Origin of the sequence: Flintibacter sp. P01028, assembly GCF_041925235.1 — a bacterium.
GTDB lineage: Bacteria > Bacillota > Clostridia > Oscillospirales > Oscillospiraceae > Lawsonibacter > Lawsonibacter aceti.
Window position 1 is genome coordinate 48,298 of the sequence record NZ_JBHEVC010000004.1, and the last position, 16,143, is coordinate 64,440.

Below are 16,143 nucleotides of genomic sequence, written 5' to 3' on the forward strand. Positions count from 1 at the left end.
TTCTTATTTGGTTCACTGAGCTCCACCAAAAGAAAATGCGACTTGTTTCGACAAGTCGCATTTTCTTTTGGGTTTCGCTCCCGTTGGTCGCTCCACCCTTCGGTGATTGAAATGCTCGGGCGAAGTGAATTCGCCCTGCGCCAAGGTTTTGCCTGTGGCAAAACGCTTGTACGGCGCAAAGGCGCCGCCGGCCAGAAGGCCGGTTGGATGCTTCTCAAGAAAAATTGCAAATTTGGATCCAAGAGAGTTCGACCGACCTGAGAGGATTTGGATTGTTACCCCTTGCCAAAAAGAAAGACATCTGCTTTCAGCAGATGTCTTTCTTTTTGGGTTTCGGCCGCCTAAGTCGGCCGAAACCCTCCGGAATTTTAATGCTAGCGGTCGGCAGAGCTGCCCCTGCGCAATTCTCGGCCGCAGGCCGGGAATTTACGCGCCGCTCGGCGCACGGCCCAGAAGGGCCCGATAGGCGGTGTATTTCTTCTAACAGTCCCAAGGCTAAAAATATCGATTTTAACCGCTCTTTGCAGAACGAAACGGGACTGGTTGAAACAAGTCGCAATTCGTTCTAGGCAGCGTTCCTCAATATGCCGCTCATGAATCTCTCCTCAGCCTAACATGTTGTCCGGCTTTTCAATATGGCTGCTGTGTCACTACCTGCTGTTTTTTCCAGATATTTTGTACGCCGATTTTGCAGCCCAACGCCCTCCCTTTCTCCGATGGTGGCAAACATATGCTTAGGCTGGACAGAGGTCCACTTTAATTGGAGGAATCATGATCCCTGGCACACAGCGCGCGCTGCCGCCGACTTTTACAACACAGACGTTCCTCCATGAACTTCTGATGAGAAATGTCAATAACCATACCTGTGAGAAGCATATTCCCCTGTTGCTCAGACAATGAGCCGTTCATCAGCAGCCACACGACCTCTCCATCGGGACGGACGACACGGTATTCTAAGCTAACCGTTTGCTCCTTCTGTTCCACGGCTTTGTGCAGCCGCCGCTCAATAAAAGGAATATCCGCTGGATGGACCAAATGGATCGTCCCGTTATTGAGTCGATTGCGTAGACTCTCCCTCGTAATGCCATGTAGCGCATAGTAGTGATCGTTAGCATAAATCAGGGTAAAATCCCGGTCCATTCTGGCGCGGAAAATTCCGCCCATAGGACACTGAACGATGGATTCCAACTCAGCCTGCGCCTCCACTTGGCCAGTGATATCTAAGCATAGGCTGACCAGCACTGACTCCCCATTCGGCAGAACCGTCTGTACCCCTGTCTCTTTCACCCAGATATAGCCTTTATCTCTGCATAGCATTCTATAAGTTGTTGTGTAACTGTTTCCACTCATAAGGGCCTGTGCAATTTCACTCCGCAAGCTCTCCCGATCCTCGGCCCGAACGCAGTTGATCACAGCACCTTTAATTGCGGTGGCAAAGTCCGTCTGGTTTGGGTAATCCAGAAAAGACAGCATCCGGTCATCTATGTAATAGAGGGGAAAATCCGGAGTATTATAGGTAATCATAATACCGCCAAACATACATTCACTTAACAAGTTCAGCATTGCTTTTTCTACACAACGCTCCAGTTCCCTATGCGCACCATGCTTATGGGCGGAAAAACGCCAAGAGGCTGGCATTTTTAAATCACTTTTCATTCTCACATATCTCTCTCCTAATTTCGAGATCGAGTATCATTGACCTTGCATCGCTATATTTTCAGCTCCGATGTTTGAGACAGCCTGTTGAATTTTGAAGGTCAGAGCATTCATCTCGTCTAAAATCTCGTTGTATATCTGCGCGCGGCATACTGACATGGCATCACATGAACTGTCTCCCATTGGATGTGTCTCTTGTCTCCAACGAAGGAATAAGACTTTCAGTTCATTGGAATTTCTAGTGTTGATAGGGTCCAGATACTGCTCCACCGACTCCAGATCCCCGCGCGTCAGAGCCCCCTCAAAGGCATAGCGTATCGCACGTTCAACTTGCCCCGGAGTCGCTCCATTCTGTTTGGCTATCTTTGCGTATAACACACAAACTTTACCAGAAAAATAGTAGGAATCTTTATCCATGAGTTCCAAAGCGTCGTGAATATATGTGAATCCTTTTGTATTAGCCGGAATCCCTGCACGCAATAGGATATCCACGATTTCATTCTGCAGCATAATCTAAAATATCCTTTCAGTAATAATTTTCTCACTACTCTCACGGCAGCCCCATACATTTGTGGGTTGACAGGAACTGTCTTTTGCTTTAGTATTATCGATATACTCAGTGTTCTCAACTCATGGTATGTACGTCCACGTATCACGAACAACGGTTTTAGCTTACAACAAACATCTTTGAAAGTCAACCATTTTTTACAAATTTCTTGTTACTATTTTTCTCATCTGCAAGAGATTTGTAAGGCAGGAAATGAGGATTGGAGCGTCTAACAAGGAGGACCTCATATGAGCCTAGGAGATAAATTGCGGCAGAGGAGACAGGAAATGGGCCTCACCAGGCCCCAGCTGGCAGCTAAAATCTGCGTGACTCCGTCAGCGATTGCCAACTATGAAAATGGAATCAGCACCCCAAAGCCTGACATCTTAATTTCCCTGATTAATGTCTTAGAGGTTGACGCCAACTATATTTACTCTGATTATCTTGGAACAAACCGAATCAGCAAAATTTATGACCAGGCTCTAAGCGCGGAAGAGATTGACACCATCAAAAAATACAGAGCACTTTCTGAAGAGGGGAAGCGGCTTGTTCGGCTGATTGTAAACGAGGAATATACTCGAACAATCGCCAGAAGCCGGCTCACCCTTCCCTGTTATCTGCCTGGTGTACGCAAGCTTCACACTGGTTTTCTCATGCAAGAGAACTTGGGTAGTGTGCGTATCATGCGAAAGGATCTGCCGGTTGGGGCCGATTTCTGCTTTCAGATTCAGGTAGACCAATATCTGCCCGTCTTCCGTAAATTCGATATTCTGGCCCTTCAGAGAAGGCAGGCAGGGCACAATGAGATGGGGCTGTTTTGTCTCAACGGTATTTATTATCTTCGTACCCTTTTTCAAGAGAGGGGAGAGTGTCGTCTGCGGGCTCTAAATGTAATTGATGAGGACATCTTAGTAACAGAAACAGACGAATTCCGCTGTATTGGTACGGTTCTTGGGCAAGTAAATGGTATTTTGGAGCCCTCCTGAATGACCTACCTTGTCTGAATAAACTGTTGTTAGCTGTTCCGATCCGACAGGGGACGTTCCCTGTGAACGTCCTTCCCCGGTCTGACCAAATGCTGGCTGTTGTTCAGGCCAGGCAGGCTTGCTTTATACCTAAAATTCTTGCGCCGTAACGGTATCAGTCCCTCTATCCACATACTCAAGACGCAATACACACTATATCCCCTGGGCGCAACTACCCGTAAGATAACCGGATCGGTCAGCTGGCTGTTCCGGTTTTTATCACATATACCCCATAAAAACCGTCTAAATCATATTAAGATAATATAAAGATTGCTGTTTTATTTTTCTTCCTCCAGTATAATGGAATCAAGTCGTTTGAAAGGAGGCCTGACCGTGCGCTTGAACAAACAGCTAAAGGAGAAAAATAAGGAGTCCCTCTCCTCTGTCCTGCCCATCACGGCCATCGTGTTTCTCCTTTCCATCTCCATTGCGCCCCTCGATCCAGGCACGTTGGTCCTATTCCTGTTCGGCGCCATTTTGCTCATCGGCGGCATGGGCTTCTTTACTCTGGGTGTGGATATGTCCATGACCCCCATGGGTGAGGGAGTGGGCGTAGAAGTGAGCCGGGCCAGACACCTGATCGTCCCCATCGTCCTCTACTTTCTCCTGGGTGTACTCGCCACGGTAGCGGAACCAGACCTGCAAGTCCTGGCGGAGCAGGTCCCGTCCATCGACAACCCGGTCCTAATCTGGACCGTGGCCATTGGTGTGGGAATATTCCTGGTGATTGCCGCCATGCGTATCCGTATGGCTGTCCCTCTGCGCCGGCTGCTCCTGGTCTTCTACTTTATCGTCTTTGCCCTGGCAGCCCTCGCGCCCGCCAACTTTATCCCCGTTTCCTTCGACTCTGGTGGCGTCACCACTGGACCTATCACAGTACCGTTCATCATGGCCCTTGGCGTAGGTATTGCCTCCACCCGCAGCGATAAAAACTCCGCCAGCGATAGCTTTGGCCTGGTTTCTCTCTGCTCCATCGGTCCCATCCTGTCCGTACTGCTACTTGGTAGTATCTACCGCCCTGAGCAGGCTGTGCCCCACACCACTTCCATCCCGGACGTATCCACCACACTAGAGGCTGCCCAATACTTTTGGGTTTCACTCCCGGCTTACTTCCGGGAAGTGGCCGTCGCTCTTATTCCTATCGCCGGCCTGTTCCTAGTGTTTCAGGTCGTCACCCGCCGGTTCAAGGGGAACGAGCTGCTCCGGATCGGTCTGGGCCTTGTCTACACCTATCTAGGGCTGGTCCTGTTCCTGTGCGGGGTCAATGTGGGCTTCATGCCCGCCGGCCAGCTCATTGGTGCCACCGTAGCTTCCAGCCCCAACCGCTGGCTGCTGGTCCCCATCGGAATGGTCATCGGCTATTATATCGTCAAGGCCGAGCCCGCCGTGGCCGTCCTTACCAAGCAGGTGGAGGAGGTCTCTAATGGCTCTATCACCCATAAGGCCATGGGCCACGCCCTGTCTATCGGCGTCTGTGTTTCCGTGGGTCTGGCCATGCTGCGGGTGCTCACCGGTCTCAATATCTTTTGGCTGCTGATCCCAGGTTATGCCATCTCCCTGGGGCTCACCTTCTTTGTCCCACCTATTTTTACCGGTATTGCCTTTGACTCCGGCGGTGTAGCCAGCGGCCCCATGACGGCCACCTTTCTCCTTCCCTTTGCTCAGGGGGCCTGTCAGGCCCTGGGCGGGGATGTGATGACTGATGCCTTCGGCATCGTGGCTATGGTAGCTATGACCCCTCTGGTGACCATTCAGATCATGGGTCTGTCCAGTGTGGTCCGCCACAGCCTGGCCCGCCGCCGGTTCCGGCACCGCATGGAACAGGTAGAGGATGTCATTCTCTATTTTGACGGAAAGGAGGGGGCTTGAATGGACGCAGTCAGTCTGATCGTATCCATCGTAGAGCGCGGCCGGGGCGTGACTATGGAAAAGCTGTATGCCAGCCGTCAGGTGTCCCTCCATCTCCAGTGCGCCGGGAGGGGAACCGCCACCTCGGAGATCATGGATATCCTGGGCCTAGGCTCCAGCGAAAAGGATGTGGTCTTCAGCTTTGCCACCCGCCAGACCGCCGCCCGCCTGCTGTATGATCTGGACAGCGACCTGCGTGGAAGCACTGGCTCCAGCGGCATTGTCTTTGATCTGCCCCTCAGCGGACTGAACAGTTTGACCGCCGCTGTGGTCAATTTTCAAAGCGAGGGCGCAAAGAGGGAAAAAGGAGGGGAAGTCCCTATGGAGCACACAGAAAACAGCTTGATTCTGGTGGCCTGCAGTCGTGGCAGCGCGGACGATGTCATGGCCACTGCCAAAGAGCACGGGGCCCGCGGCGGCACAGTCATAAAGGCCCGTCTGGCCGGACTTGAGCTGCTGGAGGAGGCCTATGACACTGATCTAAAGGCGGAACGTGAGATCGTTGCCATCGTGGTACCCACTGACAGGCGCGCTTCCATCATGGAGGCGGTCAACGTCCAGCACGGCTTACGCAGTCCAGCCCAGAGCGTACTTTGTTCCCTGCCCATCGATCATATCGTGCGGCTGGGCTGATTTCACAAAAACGCCCCCGGACCAGAAAGGACCGGGGGCCGTCTTTTTTTCCATCTCCGCAGGCCAGTGCTATACCAGCTGTACCCGTACCTGCCCCTCCTGGGCCATGACCCTCAGGGTATCCCCCTGCTTCAATTTTCCTGCCAGGATCAAATCTGCCGCCGGGTCCTCCACCAGGGTAGAAACGGCCCTACGCAGGGGCCGGGCTCCATACTCCCTGTCGGCGCCCCGGTCCGCCAGCAGCGCAACCGCCTGGTCCTCTACCTCCATGGTCACTCCCAGCTTTGATAGGCGGGCCCCTGTCTCTAACAGGACTTGCCGGGCGATCTGCCCCAACGTATCCCGCTCCAGGGGATGGAACACCAAGGTGGCATCCAGCCGGTTGAGAAACTCCGGGGCAAAGGTGGACCGGGCGTCGGCCAGGACGGCCCGCTCCAGCTCCTCCCGCTCCGCCTGTCCTCCGGTGTGGAAGCCAAGACTCTGGCTTTTTCCGAAGCGGCGCGCCCCCAGGTTGGAGGTCATGACCAGCACTGTGTTTCGGAAGTCGGTTCGGCGGCCCTGGGCGTCAGTGAGCACCCCCTCCTCCATGACTTGAAGCAGAATGGACCACACGTCACGGTGTGCCTTCTCCAGCTCGTCCAGCAGTACCACAGACCATGGATTTTTCCGCACACGCTCGGTGAGCTGCCCCCCCTCCTCATGGCCCACATAGCCGGGAGGCGAACCGATAAGGCGGGACACGCTGTGGGCCTCCATATACTCAGACATATCAAAGCGGAGCAGGGCCTCCTGGCTGCCGAAGAGGGCGGAAGCCAGGCTTCGGCATAGCTGGGTCTTGCCCACTCCACTGGGGCCCAGCAGCAGGAAACAGCCCACTGGCCGGCGGGGGTCCTTCAGCCCCAGGCGCCCCCGGCGGATAGCCTTTGTCACCGCCTCCACCGCCCGGTCCTGGCCCAGCAGAGTGCGGTTCAGCTCCTTCTCCAGCGTAGACAGAGCCTTCTTGTCCGCTTCGTCCGGATCGGTGACCGGAACGCCAGTCCACTGGGTCAGCACTGCCCGAATGTGGCTCTCCTCCACCTGACGGGGCTTCTGGGCTGCCTGCCACCGCTCCTTTCCCTCTCTCAGCTGCCGGCGGAAGTCCCCCTCCGCATCTCGGAGGAGCGCCGCCCGCTCAAAGTCCTGGTCCTGGATGGCCCGGCCCATCTGCCGGCCCGCCTGGGCAGCTCTATCCTCCAGCTCTTTCAGCTCTGGGGGCAGGGCCTGACGGTCCAAGCGGGCTCTGGAGGCGGCCTCATCTACAAGGTCGATGGCCTTGTCGGGCAAAAACCGCTGGGGCAGATAGCGGATCGATAGGTCCACCGCCGCCGCCAGCGCCTCATCCGTGATCGTCAGGTGGTGGTGGCTCTCGTACCGGCCCCGGAGCCCTCTCAAAATGGCCAGAGCCTGGTCCCGGCTGGGTTCCCGCACTGTGACCGGCTGGAAGCGGCGCTCCAAGGCGGAGTCCTTTTCGATATGCCGACGATATTCGTCCAAAGTGGTGGCTCCGATGACTTGTATCTCCCCCCGCGCCAGGGCGGGCTTTAGAATATTGGCCGCGTCAATAGCACCTTCGGCAGAGCCCGCCCCCACGATGGTGTGGAGCTCATCAATGAACAGGATGATGTTGCCCGCCCGGCGGACTTCGTTCAGGACGTGCTTCAGCTTCTCCTCAAATTCCCCCCGATATTTGGTGCCTGCTACCATGGAGGACAGGTCAAGGGCGCACACTCTCCTGCCCAGCAGGTGGGCAGGAGCGGTCCCGTCCGCAATGGCTAAGGCCAGCCCCTCGGCCACGGCAGTCTTGCCCACTCCCGGCTCCCCGATGAGGGCCGGGTTGTTTTTGGTCCGCCGGGACAGAATTTGAATCACTCGGGCCAACTCCTCCTCCCGTCCGATAACCGGGTCCAGCCTTCCCTCGGCGGCCATTCGAGTCAGATCCCGGGCGCACTGGTCCAGTTGCCTGGTGTCGGAGGCAGTCCTCGCCTCCGGCTCCCGTGCTCTGGTTCTGGGTGGCAGCTCCTCTCCGCCTAGGGAGGCGGCCACTTGTCGGTACAGCTGGGCCGGTTCCACACCACAGTCGGTCAACAGGCGGATGGCGCCATTTTGCCCGTCCCCCAGTAACCCCAGCAGCAGGTGCTCTGAGTTCACCGCCCCATGACCCAGTCGGCGGCTCTCCCCCACCGCACCCCGAATCGCCTGACAGCAGTTGGGCGTCAGTCCTTGATGGAGGGAGCGGGCGGGCACTCCGATCCCAACCCGCTGGCCAATCGCGCAGCGGAGGGTATGGCTGTCTGCCCCAGCCTTACGCAGAGCACAGGCAGCGGGGCTGTACTCCTGGCTGGCCAGCCCCAGCAGCAGATGTTCACAGCCCACATAGCTGTGTCCCAGGCGGGCGGCATTCTCTTGGGCCAGTCGGATGGCCCCTAGGGCGGTAGAAGTAAACTGGCTGTCTGCCATAGAAAGATCACCTCGGTCTAAAATCTTTATTAAGGTTTCCCTCTTTTCTAAAAATTAGCATTGCATTTTTCAAAAGTTGTGTTAAAATGTAGGTACAATTTGATGGAGGTGTACTTAACATGGCTTATGTGATCGGTGATGCTTGCATCAGCTGTGGTTCCTGCGCGGATGCCTGCCCCGTGGGCGCCATTTCTCAGGGCGATGACCACTATGTGATCGACGCTGGTGCCTGCCTGGACTGTGGTTCCTGCGCTGGCACCTGCCCCATGAATGCTATTACTGAGGGCTAATCACAAAAAGTAACGCCGGAATACTCCGGCGTTACTTTTTATATCTTATAATCTAATTTTAAATATTATATTTAGTCATATTTCACATTGATATTTTACTGTGAAACGGATATACTGGTATTAAGAAAACAGCCTTTCCTGACCTTGAAAGGAGCGATCTCTATGCGTCCTGATACCATAACGGTTCAGCCCCCTCTCTTTCCCTCCGTCCCCCGGCGGAGACGGGAAGTCCGGGATCCCTATGACGGCTTACGCCCCTGGTCAGCCATCACTCATGGAGCCGGCGCCGTATTGTCCCTGGCTGGAACGATATACCTTCTCCTCCGGACTGCCGCCGAGGGAAACGGGCTTCTCTTTGGACTAATGGCTGTCTATGGGTTGTCTATGGTCTGCCTCTACACAGCCAGCACTCTGTACCACTGCCTGCGGGTATCGGTACCCGGCCGCCTCGCTCTGCGGAAATATGACCACTGCTCCATCTACCTTCTTATCGCTGGCAGCTATACTCCTCTGTGCTTGACCGCCCTTCGGGACAGCGGTGGCCCCGTCCTGCTGGCTCTGGTGTGGAGTGTGGGGGTGGTGGGTATGATACTGACCATCGCCAAGCTCTCCATCCCCCGCTGGCTCACCAGCGCAATCTACCTGTTCATGGGCTGGCTGGCCATCTTCGCCATCGGCCCCATCCGCATCGCCCTGTCCTCCGTTTGCTTCTTTTGGCTCATGATGGGGGCTGCCATGTACACAGTGGGCGGTGTACTCTATGCGGTCAAGTGGCCCGGCCGAAATAACCCCCGCTTTGGCTGTCATGAGATATTTCACGTCTTTATCCTGCTAGGTAGTATCTGCCACTTTGTGATGATGTATCAGTTGTTATAAATTTGAATACCAGACAGGAGAGCGGGACGCCCCCAAGGGGCGTCCCGCTCTCTGTACCGGCATTTACTTTGCGATATTCTCACAGAAGTTCATGAAGATTTGTGCTACCTCGGCACGGGTGGCCCCGGCGGTAGGCGCCAGGGTGTTGTTCCCCTTGCCGGACAGCAGACCGGCGTTCACCACCCAGTCCATGGCCTTCACGGCATAGCTGGAGATGGAGGAGGCGTCCAGATAGCCCTCTGTACCCTTGCCGCTCTGGCTGGTCTTGTACCCCTCGTTCTGGGCATAGCGGTACAGGATGGCCGCCAGCTGCTCCCGTGTAATGGGATCGTTGGGGCCGAAGGTGTCGCCGTAGCCGGACACGATGCCCTCGCTGGCCGCCCAGGAAATGGCGTCGGCGTACCAGGCGCCCTCCGCCACGTCAGCGAAGTCAGCCCTGCCGGCTGCGGGCTTGCCCTCCAGGCTGTACAGCATCTGGGCCACCATGGCGCGGGTCAGGGTGCTGCCGGGGGCGAACTCCCGGTCGGACACACCGGACATCAGGCCGTTGTCCAGAGCGTAGTCCACCGCCTCATGGTACCAGGCGTCCTCGTCCACATCCCGGAAGCCGGCGGCGGGACAGGTATCCTGGTGGTCGATCTCCACGAAGGAGGCCTCAATGGTCACCTTGGACCGGGGCATCTTGAAGGTATACCTGCCGTCGCCCTTGTCGGTCAGTTCGATCTCGTCCCCGTTCTTGTCGGTGACCGTCAGTTCGTCCAACTCATAGCCCTCGTCGGCCTTGACAGTGATGGTCACCGTCCGGCCGCTGGAGGCGCTCCTGGGGGACACGGTCACAGTGCCGTTTTCGATGTTCTTGTCCACGCTGATGGAGTAGCTGCTGGAACCGCCCCCGCCAGAGGATGGTGTTGAAACGCCGGTTTCGGTTGTCGCGGAAAGTCTTCCCGCATAGCCAGAGCCAGCAACGGGAGTTACCACTACACGAATATATTTACCTGCGTCCTCATTGGTCATCATATAGGCAGCTTCCGTCGCGCCGCTGATATCATAGAACATTCCGTCCGCAGTATCACCGGACTGCCATTGATAGGAAACAGATATGTTATCCGGGATTCCACTTGTTTCCGCAACAAGCGTTTGGCCAATCTCTGCCGTACCAGAGATAACCACATTTCCTGTCAAAGAGGGAAGGATCGTAACTGTTTTAGAGGGGACAGAATAAACGCTTCCATCCTCCGGATTGGTAAAATAATTACCAATTGTATTGATATATACATACATTCCCAAGTCGATGTAGTCCTCTAAGAATTCAGTCAGCGGCGCTCCGCCATCGTACTCGCCGTCTTTTAAGATTATGAGATCATCTGCTAACATGATTTCTTGAGGCTTTTCGTCATACTGTGGGTCGCCGCCGTAATAAATCTTTTGAAGCTGAATGGCCTGGCAATACATATATGTGACTTCTTCTGGACTATCCACGTCCCCAGCGGCATGAGTTGAGATGGATAGAGAGGACCCTGGTTCTAAAACCAATTCAGTCCTGACGGGGACTGGATCAGTCTCAAAATTGTCCATATTGATTCCGATCCCCGTAGCACAGGCAGGACCGATTTGCTCTCCGTCAGATTGGCCATCAGTTGTGGCCTCGATTGTGATGCTTCCCGAATTCGTTAATGTAGCATTATCCGTCAGATTGCTTAAATAAATGCCCCATGTATAGGCATCATAGGCTCTGCAGTGGATAGTCCCCGTGTTATTTAAAACCGATGAGGAGCTGTCCAGTTCAAGGCCAATCGCATATTCCGCGGTTAGGTTGTTTCCAGCGTTTTTCGCAGTCAACTCCATGGTTCCAGCATTGGTCATCTTCATTTGATCGCTCACAACAGAAACCGCACAGGCATGATTCGAGCCCTTATGCAGCTCCTCTGACACACCCTCGTAATTGCCACCGTAAGCCACTACATCCGACCTGATCAGACCATTGTTCTGCCATGGAACCGAGGTGCTGGTACCGCGCAGGCCATAGGCATCTCCATTTACTGTAGAAACAGTCAGGGCCAACTCTCCGCTGTTCTCCATCCCTCCGCTGTAGATCAGTATCCCATAAACGTCCGCACCACTCCAAGTGGTCAGGCTTTGATTCTGAATTTCAGCGGTGATTTTACCCGTATTTTTTAGAAACGCAGATTGCTCTTCATACTCGCCGCCTATAATACCGGCTATGGTATCACTATACCCGGCCTGGGATGGCACAGAGATTTCGATAAAAAGTGTGGCATTGTTGACCAGTCCTGCTCCGGTATAGATACCTGATATTTTTTCGGTACTGCCAGACTCCGCTGCCTGTGAAACGGAAATAGTCAGGGAAGAATCTTCTTCACTCTCAAGAAATTCGATCTCACCACTGTTTTGAATGGCAAAGAACTCAACATTCTCTTGGGTATTCTTTGCGGAAATACGATTTTCTCCAATCAGTGAAATGGTCAGCTTTTCTATGTCTGCCTGGATGGCAGAGATATCCTCTGCGCTAATCTCCGCACCATTCAGCGTCAATGTCGCAGAGGATGCCTCCCAGCGGATGTTATAGTCCTCTTGGGTAGCGCCCTCAGTTGTGACTGTCCCCATGTCCGTTTTAGCGTATTCTGTTTCTGGAGTCAGAGTCACATTTCCGACAGAAATACTCTCTCCATCTTCCTCTGTTGCCGACACCGTCATTGGCAGAAGACAGAGACAGAAGGACAAGACGGCTAGTAAACTTCTCTGCCATTTTTTCATGGGAATAGACCTCCTTTAAGTAACTATACTTTTATAATTTTTTAAGGAAGCCTAAATATCAAGAAATTTCTTGCTTATTTTGCATATTAATGATATATTTTTTATTGTAAAAGTATGCTTTGTACAATTTGTAAAAGTATACCTTTCCAATATTCCTCCTTCTAGCCGGAGGGACCGATATCTTAAATTGAAAAGCAGCGGCTCCGCTTTTGCGGAGCCGCTGCTTTCATTAGGATACCTCAGAGTAGCTTTGGAGATTCCCTCATGGGGGCGATCTCCTTCCGGTAGACTCGGCGGAGGAACAACGCAGACATGGCCAAAGAGAACAGCTCCGCGATGGGGATGGACCACCATACCAGCGAAAGCTCCCCCGTCTGAGCCAGAAGGAATGCCATAGGGAGCAGGACCACCAGTTGCCGCACCACCGAAACGGCCAGAGAGAGCACACCGTGACCTAGAGCCTGGAATACGGAGGAGCAGACGATGGCGAAGCCGGCAAACAGGAAGCTGTAAGAGATGGTGCGCAAGGCGGGGACTCCGATGGTCAGCATATCTCCACCGCCCTCTCCTTCCGCCATGAACAACCCCAAAAACACATGGGGGATCATCTGAAACAGGAGCAGCCCCACCGCCATAATACCTACAGCATAGGTTATACTCAGCTTGATGGTCTTGATAATCCGGTCCGGCTTCCTGGCCCCGTAGTTGTAAGCCACAATCGGCACCATGCCGTTATTCAAGCCAAAGACAGGCATGAAGATAAAAGACTGGAGCTTGAAATAGACACCAAAGACCGCGGTGGCAGTAGCCGTGAAGGCGATCAGAATCTGGTTCATCCCAAACACCATTACCGAGCCGATGGACTGCATGGCAATCGAGGGGATACCCACGCTGTAGATCCCAGCCACGATGGCTTTGCGGGGCAAAAAATTCTTCCAGCTCAACTTGATGTCCGGGTTGCGCGTCAGGTTGAAGAACAGGGCCAGCAGGCCGCCGCAAATCTGTCCAACCACGGTGGCCACAGCAGCACCAGCTACCTCCATTCGGGGAAAGCCAAACAATCCAAAGATGAGAATGGGGTCCAGAATGATGTTGATAATCGCGCCGGTGGCCTGGGTAATCATGGTGTAGAAGGTACGGCCGGTAGCCTGGAGCAACCGCTCACAGGCGATGGACAAGAAGATTCCCACACTGACCCCGGACACGATGGTCAGATAGTCCGTGCCATACTCCACAATGCCGGGGATGTCAGTCTGTACGGTATAAAACAGCCGGGCGCAGGTCCAACCCAGTATGGTAAACACCAGACAACTGGCCGCGGCCAGGAACAGGCCGTTCATGGCCGTCTGGTTGGCCCGCTCAAAATCTTTCTGTCCCAGGCTGCGGGACAGAAGGGCATTGATACCTACTCCAGTACCCACGGCCACGGCGATCATCAGGTTTTGGACTGGAAAGGCCAGAGACACCGCATTCAAGGCGTCCTCGCTGAGCTGGGCCACAAATACGCTGTCCACCACATTATAAAACGCCTGGACCAGCATGGATATGATCATAGGCACCGCCATGTTCAGCAGCAGTTTATTTACCGGCATAACGCCCATCTTGTTCTCTGCGGGTCGCTCCACTTCCAGTTCCCCCTTTTTTCATATTTCGAGCAATACAGACAGTAATAGATTATAGTGGAAAGAAATTTTAATGTCAATGGCTTTCTTTCTGTGGTTTCCTTGGAGTAGAAATATCCTTCTACCCCTTGCGGGCCCGGCTCTCCTGTGGTAAAATAGTTTGCTAAATTATGAAATCACTATTTTTTAGAGGGAGTGGACTCCTTTGTCGAGATACGAATCTGAGATCAAACGCCGCCGCACCTTCGCCATCATCAGCCACCCGGACGCGGGCAAGACCACCTTGACGGAGAAATTCCTGCTCTACGGCGGGGCCATCGCCCAGGCCGGTCAGGTGAAGGGCAAAAAGAATACCCGGGCGGCCACCTCCGACTGGATGGAGATTGAGAAGCAGAGAGGGATCTCCGTCACCTCCTCGGTGATGCAGTTTCAGTACGAGGGCTACTGCATCAACATTCTGGACACCCCAGGCCACCAGGACTTCTCCGAGGACACCTACCGCACTCTCATGGCCGCCGATTCCGCCGTCATGGTCATCGACGGGGCCAAGGGCGTGGAAGCCCAGACCAGGAAGCTCTTCAAGGTGTGCGCCATGCGGGACATCCCCATTTTTACTTTTATCAACAAGATGGACCGAGAGGCACGGGACCCCTTTGAGCTGTGTGAGGAGCTGGAGCATGAGCTGGGATTGGACACCTATGCCATGAACTGGCCTATCGGCTGCGGCAAGGAGTTTAAGGGCGTTTACGACCGGAACAATGGCCGGGTGATCCATTTTACCTCTAATACCAACGCCCGGGCGGCGACCGCCACAGAGATCGAGCTGGAGGATCCGGCCCTGGCCGACCTGATCGGTCAGGCCAAACGGGACCAGCTGGTGGACGAGATCGAGCTGCTGGACGGAGCAAGCTGTGACTTTGATCTGGACCGGGTGCGCCACGGCAAGCTCTCCCCGGTGTTTTTCGGTTCCGCCCTGACCAACTTCGGTGTGGAACCCTTCCTGGAGGAGTTCCTCCGGTTGACCACCGCCCCCCTGCCCCGAAAGGCGGGAGATGAGGTGATCGACTCCTTCGACGAGGACTTCTCCGCCTTCGTCTTTAAGATCCAAGCCAATATGAATAAGGCTCACCGGGACCGGATCGCTTTTATGCGAATCGTGTCCGGTAAATTTGAGGCGGATAAGGAGGTCTACCACCTGCAGGGCGGAAAGAAGATCCGTCTGTCCCGGCCGCAGCAGCTGATGGCCGCCGAACGTGAGATCATCGAGGAGGCCTATGCCGGCGACATCATCGGTGTGTTCGATCCCGGTATCTTCTCCATTGGGGACACCCTGTGCGCCCCCGGCAAGAAATTCCGCTTTGATCCCATCCCCACCTTTGCCCCGGAGCACTTTCAGCGCATCCGCTCGGTGGATACCATGAAGCGAAAGCAGTTTCTCAAGGGTGTGGAGCAGATCGCCCAGGAGGGCGCCATCCAGATCTTCAAGACTCCCTACACCGGCATGGAAGAGGTGATTGTTGGCGTGGTGGGCACTCTGCAATTCGATGTGCTGGAGTACCGCCTGCGCAGCGAGTACAACGTGGAGCTATATAAGGAGAGCCTGCCCTTCGAATACCTGCGCTGGATTGTCAAGGAGGACGAGGAGGCCCCCGCTCTCAGAGAGGAGGACCTGCTGCTCCCCAATGACGCCAAGCTGGTGGAGGACTACAAGGGCAACCAGCTGCTGCTGTTCGCCTCCCAGTGGTCTATTCAATGGGTACAGGACCGGAACAAGGGACTGGTCCTGGCTGAGTTCGGCGGGGCAAAGTTTTAATGTCTCCCTCCCCCTGTTCTCACAATACAGCGCCCCCTCGGATACACTAGACCGAGGGGGTGCTTTCTATGGAATGGGAAGATGAGGACACGCTATGCCGCCAGCTGGCGGACGCAGACGCCTCATTGTATTTTTTAATCCTGTTGATCTTGTCCGTCTGCCTGTCCTGGGCCGCCACAGCCATCCAACGGCAGGGGCTGTACCGTGTCCTGAAAGGCGAGATCCAGAAGCTCCCTGATGTCTTTTCCCTCCGTCTGGCTGCCAACGCACTGGTGGTAGGGGCGCTGACCTTCTTCTTTGGTCTTGCTCTAAAGGGCTGGGCGGAGGCAGACCGTTGTGATCCATCCGCTTGCCGGGCCGCCGAGACCGACCTGTGGGCCTCTCTCTTTGTTTTGGCCGCGGCCCTACTCCGGCTATCGGCCCTAGCGGACGGCCAAGGGCAAGCTCCCGCCCCAGATCAGGACCTGCCTGATTAAATTAAAAAACAGCGCTCCCTCCTGGG

The 16,143-nt window shown here is 54.8% G+C and carries 12 protein-coding genes; 7 read left to right on the forward strand and 5 right to left on the reverse strand.

Annotation, left to right across the window (positions count from 1 at the left end; all coding sequences use genetic code 11):
* Positions 1-756: 756 nt before the first annotated feature.
* Both ACEVJK_RS08970 and ACEVJK_RS08975 read right to left on the reverse strand, forming a co-directional pair.
* Positions 757-1,656, reverse strand: a complete 900-nt coding sequence (locus ACEVJK_RS08970; RefSeq protein ID WP_240288926.1) for a PAS domain-containing protein — start codon at positions 1,654-1,656, stop codon at positions 757-759.
* Positions 1,657-1,692: 36 nt separating this feature from the next.
* The gene (locus ACEVJK_RS08975) at positions 1,693-2,166 is read right to left on the reverse strand and encodes a sporulation initiation factor Spo0A C-terminal domain-containing protein (protein WP_147573355.1); all 474 of its coding nucleotides are present in this window, start codon (positions 2,164-2,166) and stop codon (positions 1,693-1,695) included.
* 285 nt (positions 2,167-2,451) lie between these two features.
* On the opposite strand from ACEVJK_RS08975, the gene ACEVJK_RS08980 reads away from it, so the two are divergent.
* The 3 genes from ACEVJK_RS08980 (at position 2,452) to ACEVJK_RS08990 (ending at position 5,769) form a co-directional block, all read left to right on the forward strand.
* Complete coding sequence (locus ACEVJK_RS08980) at positions 2,452-3,189, forward strand: helix-turn-helix domain-containing protein (protein ID WP_374740414.1); 738 nt, start codon at positions 2,452-2,454, stop codon at positions 3,187-3,189.
* Between the two features lie 372 nt (positions 3,190-3,561).
* Entirely contained in the window at positions 3,562-5,097 is a 1,536-nt protein-coding gene (locus tag ACEVJK_RS08985) for a DUF1538 domain-containing protein (protein WP_240288577.1), read from the forward strand.
* Positions 5,098-5,769, forward strand: coding sequence for a hypothetical protein (locus ACEVJK_RS08990; RefSeq protein ID WP_340406401.1), 672 nt, complete (start codon positions 5,098-5,100; stop codon positions 5,767-5,769).
* A 69-nt stretch (positions 5,770-5,838) separates the two neighbouring features.
* Here ACEVJK_RS08990 and ACEVJK_RS08995 read toward each other — a convergent pair whose 3' ends face one another.
* Positions 5,839-8,265 (reverse strand): ATP-dependent Clp protease ATP-binding subunit, encoded by a 2,427-nt coding sequence (locus ACEVJK_RS08995; protein ID WP_240288582.1) that lies wholly within the window; start codon positions 8,263-8,265, stop codon positions 5,839-5,841.
* Between the two features lie 119 nt (positions 8,266-8,384).
* Between ACEVJK_RS08995 and ACEVJK_RS09000 the strand changes: the two genes are divergently transcribed.
* Together ACEVJK_RS09000 and ACEVJK_RS09005 are read left to right on the forward strand one after the other, a co-directional pair.
* A complete protein-coding gene (locus tag ACEVJK_RS09000; protein ID WP_147573351.1) occupies positions 8,385-8,555 on the forward strand; it encodes a DUF362 domain-containing protein in 171 nt (56 codons plus the stop codon).
* 162 nt (positions 8,556-8,717) lie between these two features.
* On the forward strand, positions 8,718-9,431 hold the full coding sequence (locus ACEVJK_RS09005) for a hemolysin III family protein (RefSeq protein ID WP_374740415.1): 714 nt from the start codon (positions 8,718-8,720) through the stop codon (positions 9,429-9,431).
* A gap of 63 nt (positions 9,432-9,494) precedes the next feature.
* Here ACEVJK_RS09005 and ACEVJK_RS09010 read toward each other — a convergent pair whose 3' ends face one another.
* On the reverse strand, positions 9,495-12,206 hold the full coding sequence (locus ACEVJK_RS09010; protein ID WP_374740416.1) for an S-layer homology domain-containing protein: 2,712 nt from the start codon (positions 12,204-12,206) through the stop codon (positions 9,495-9,497).
* A 239-nt stretch (positions 12,207-12,445) separates the two neighbouring features.
* Positions 12,446-13,807, reverse strand: coding sequence for an MATE family efflux transporter (locus ACEVJK_RS09015; protein WP_147573388.1), 1,362 nt, complete (start codon positions 13,805-13,807; stop codon positions 12,446-12,448).
* Between the two features lie 226 nt (positions 13,808-14,033).
* On the opposite strand from ACEVJK_RS09015, the gene ACEVJK_RS09020 reads away from it, so the two are divergent.
* Together ACEVJK_RS09020 and ACEVJK_RS09025 are read left to right on the forward strand one after the other, a co-directional pair.
* Positions 14,034-15,641, forward strand: coding sequence for a peptide chain release factor 3 (locus ACEVJK_RS09020; protein WP_147573348.1), 1,608 nt, complete (start codon positions 14,034-14,036; stop codon positions 15,639-15,641).
* A gap of 68 nt (positions 15,642-15,709) precedes the next feature.
* Entirely contained in the window at positions 15,710-16,117 is a 408-nt protein-coding gene (locus ACEVJK_RS09025) for a hypothetical protein (protein WP_147573347.1), read from the forward strand.
* The last annotated feature ends 26 nt before the right edge of the window (positions 16,118-16,143 follow it).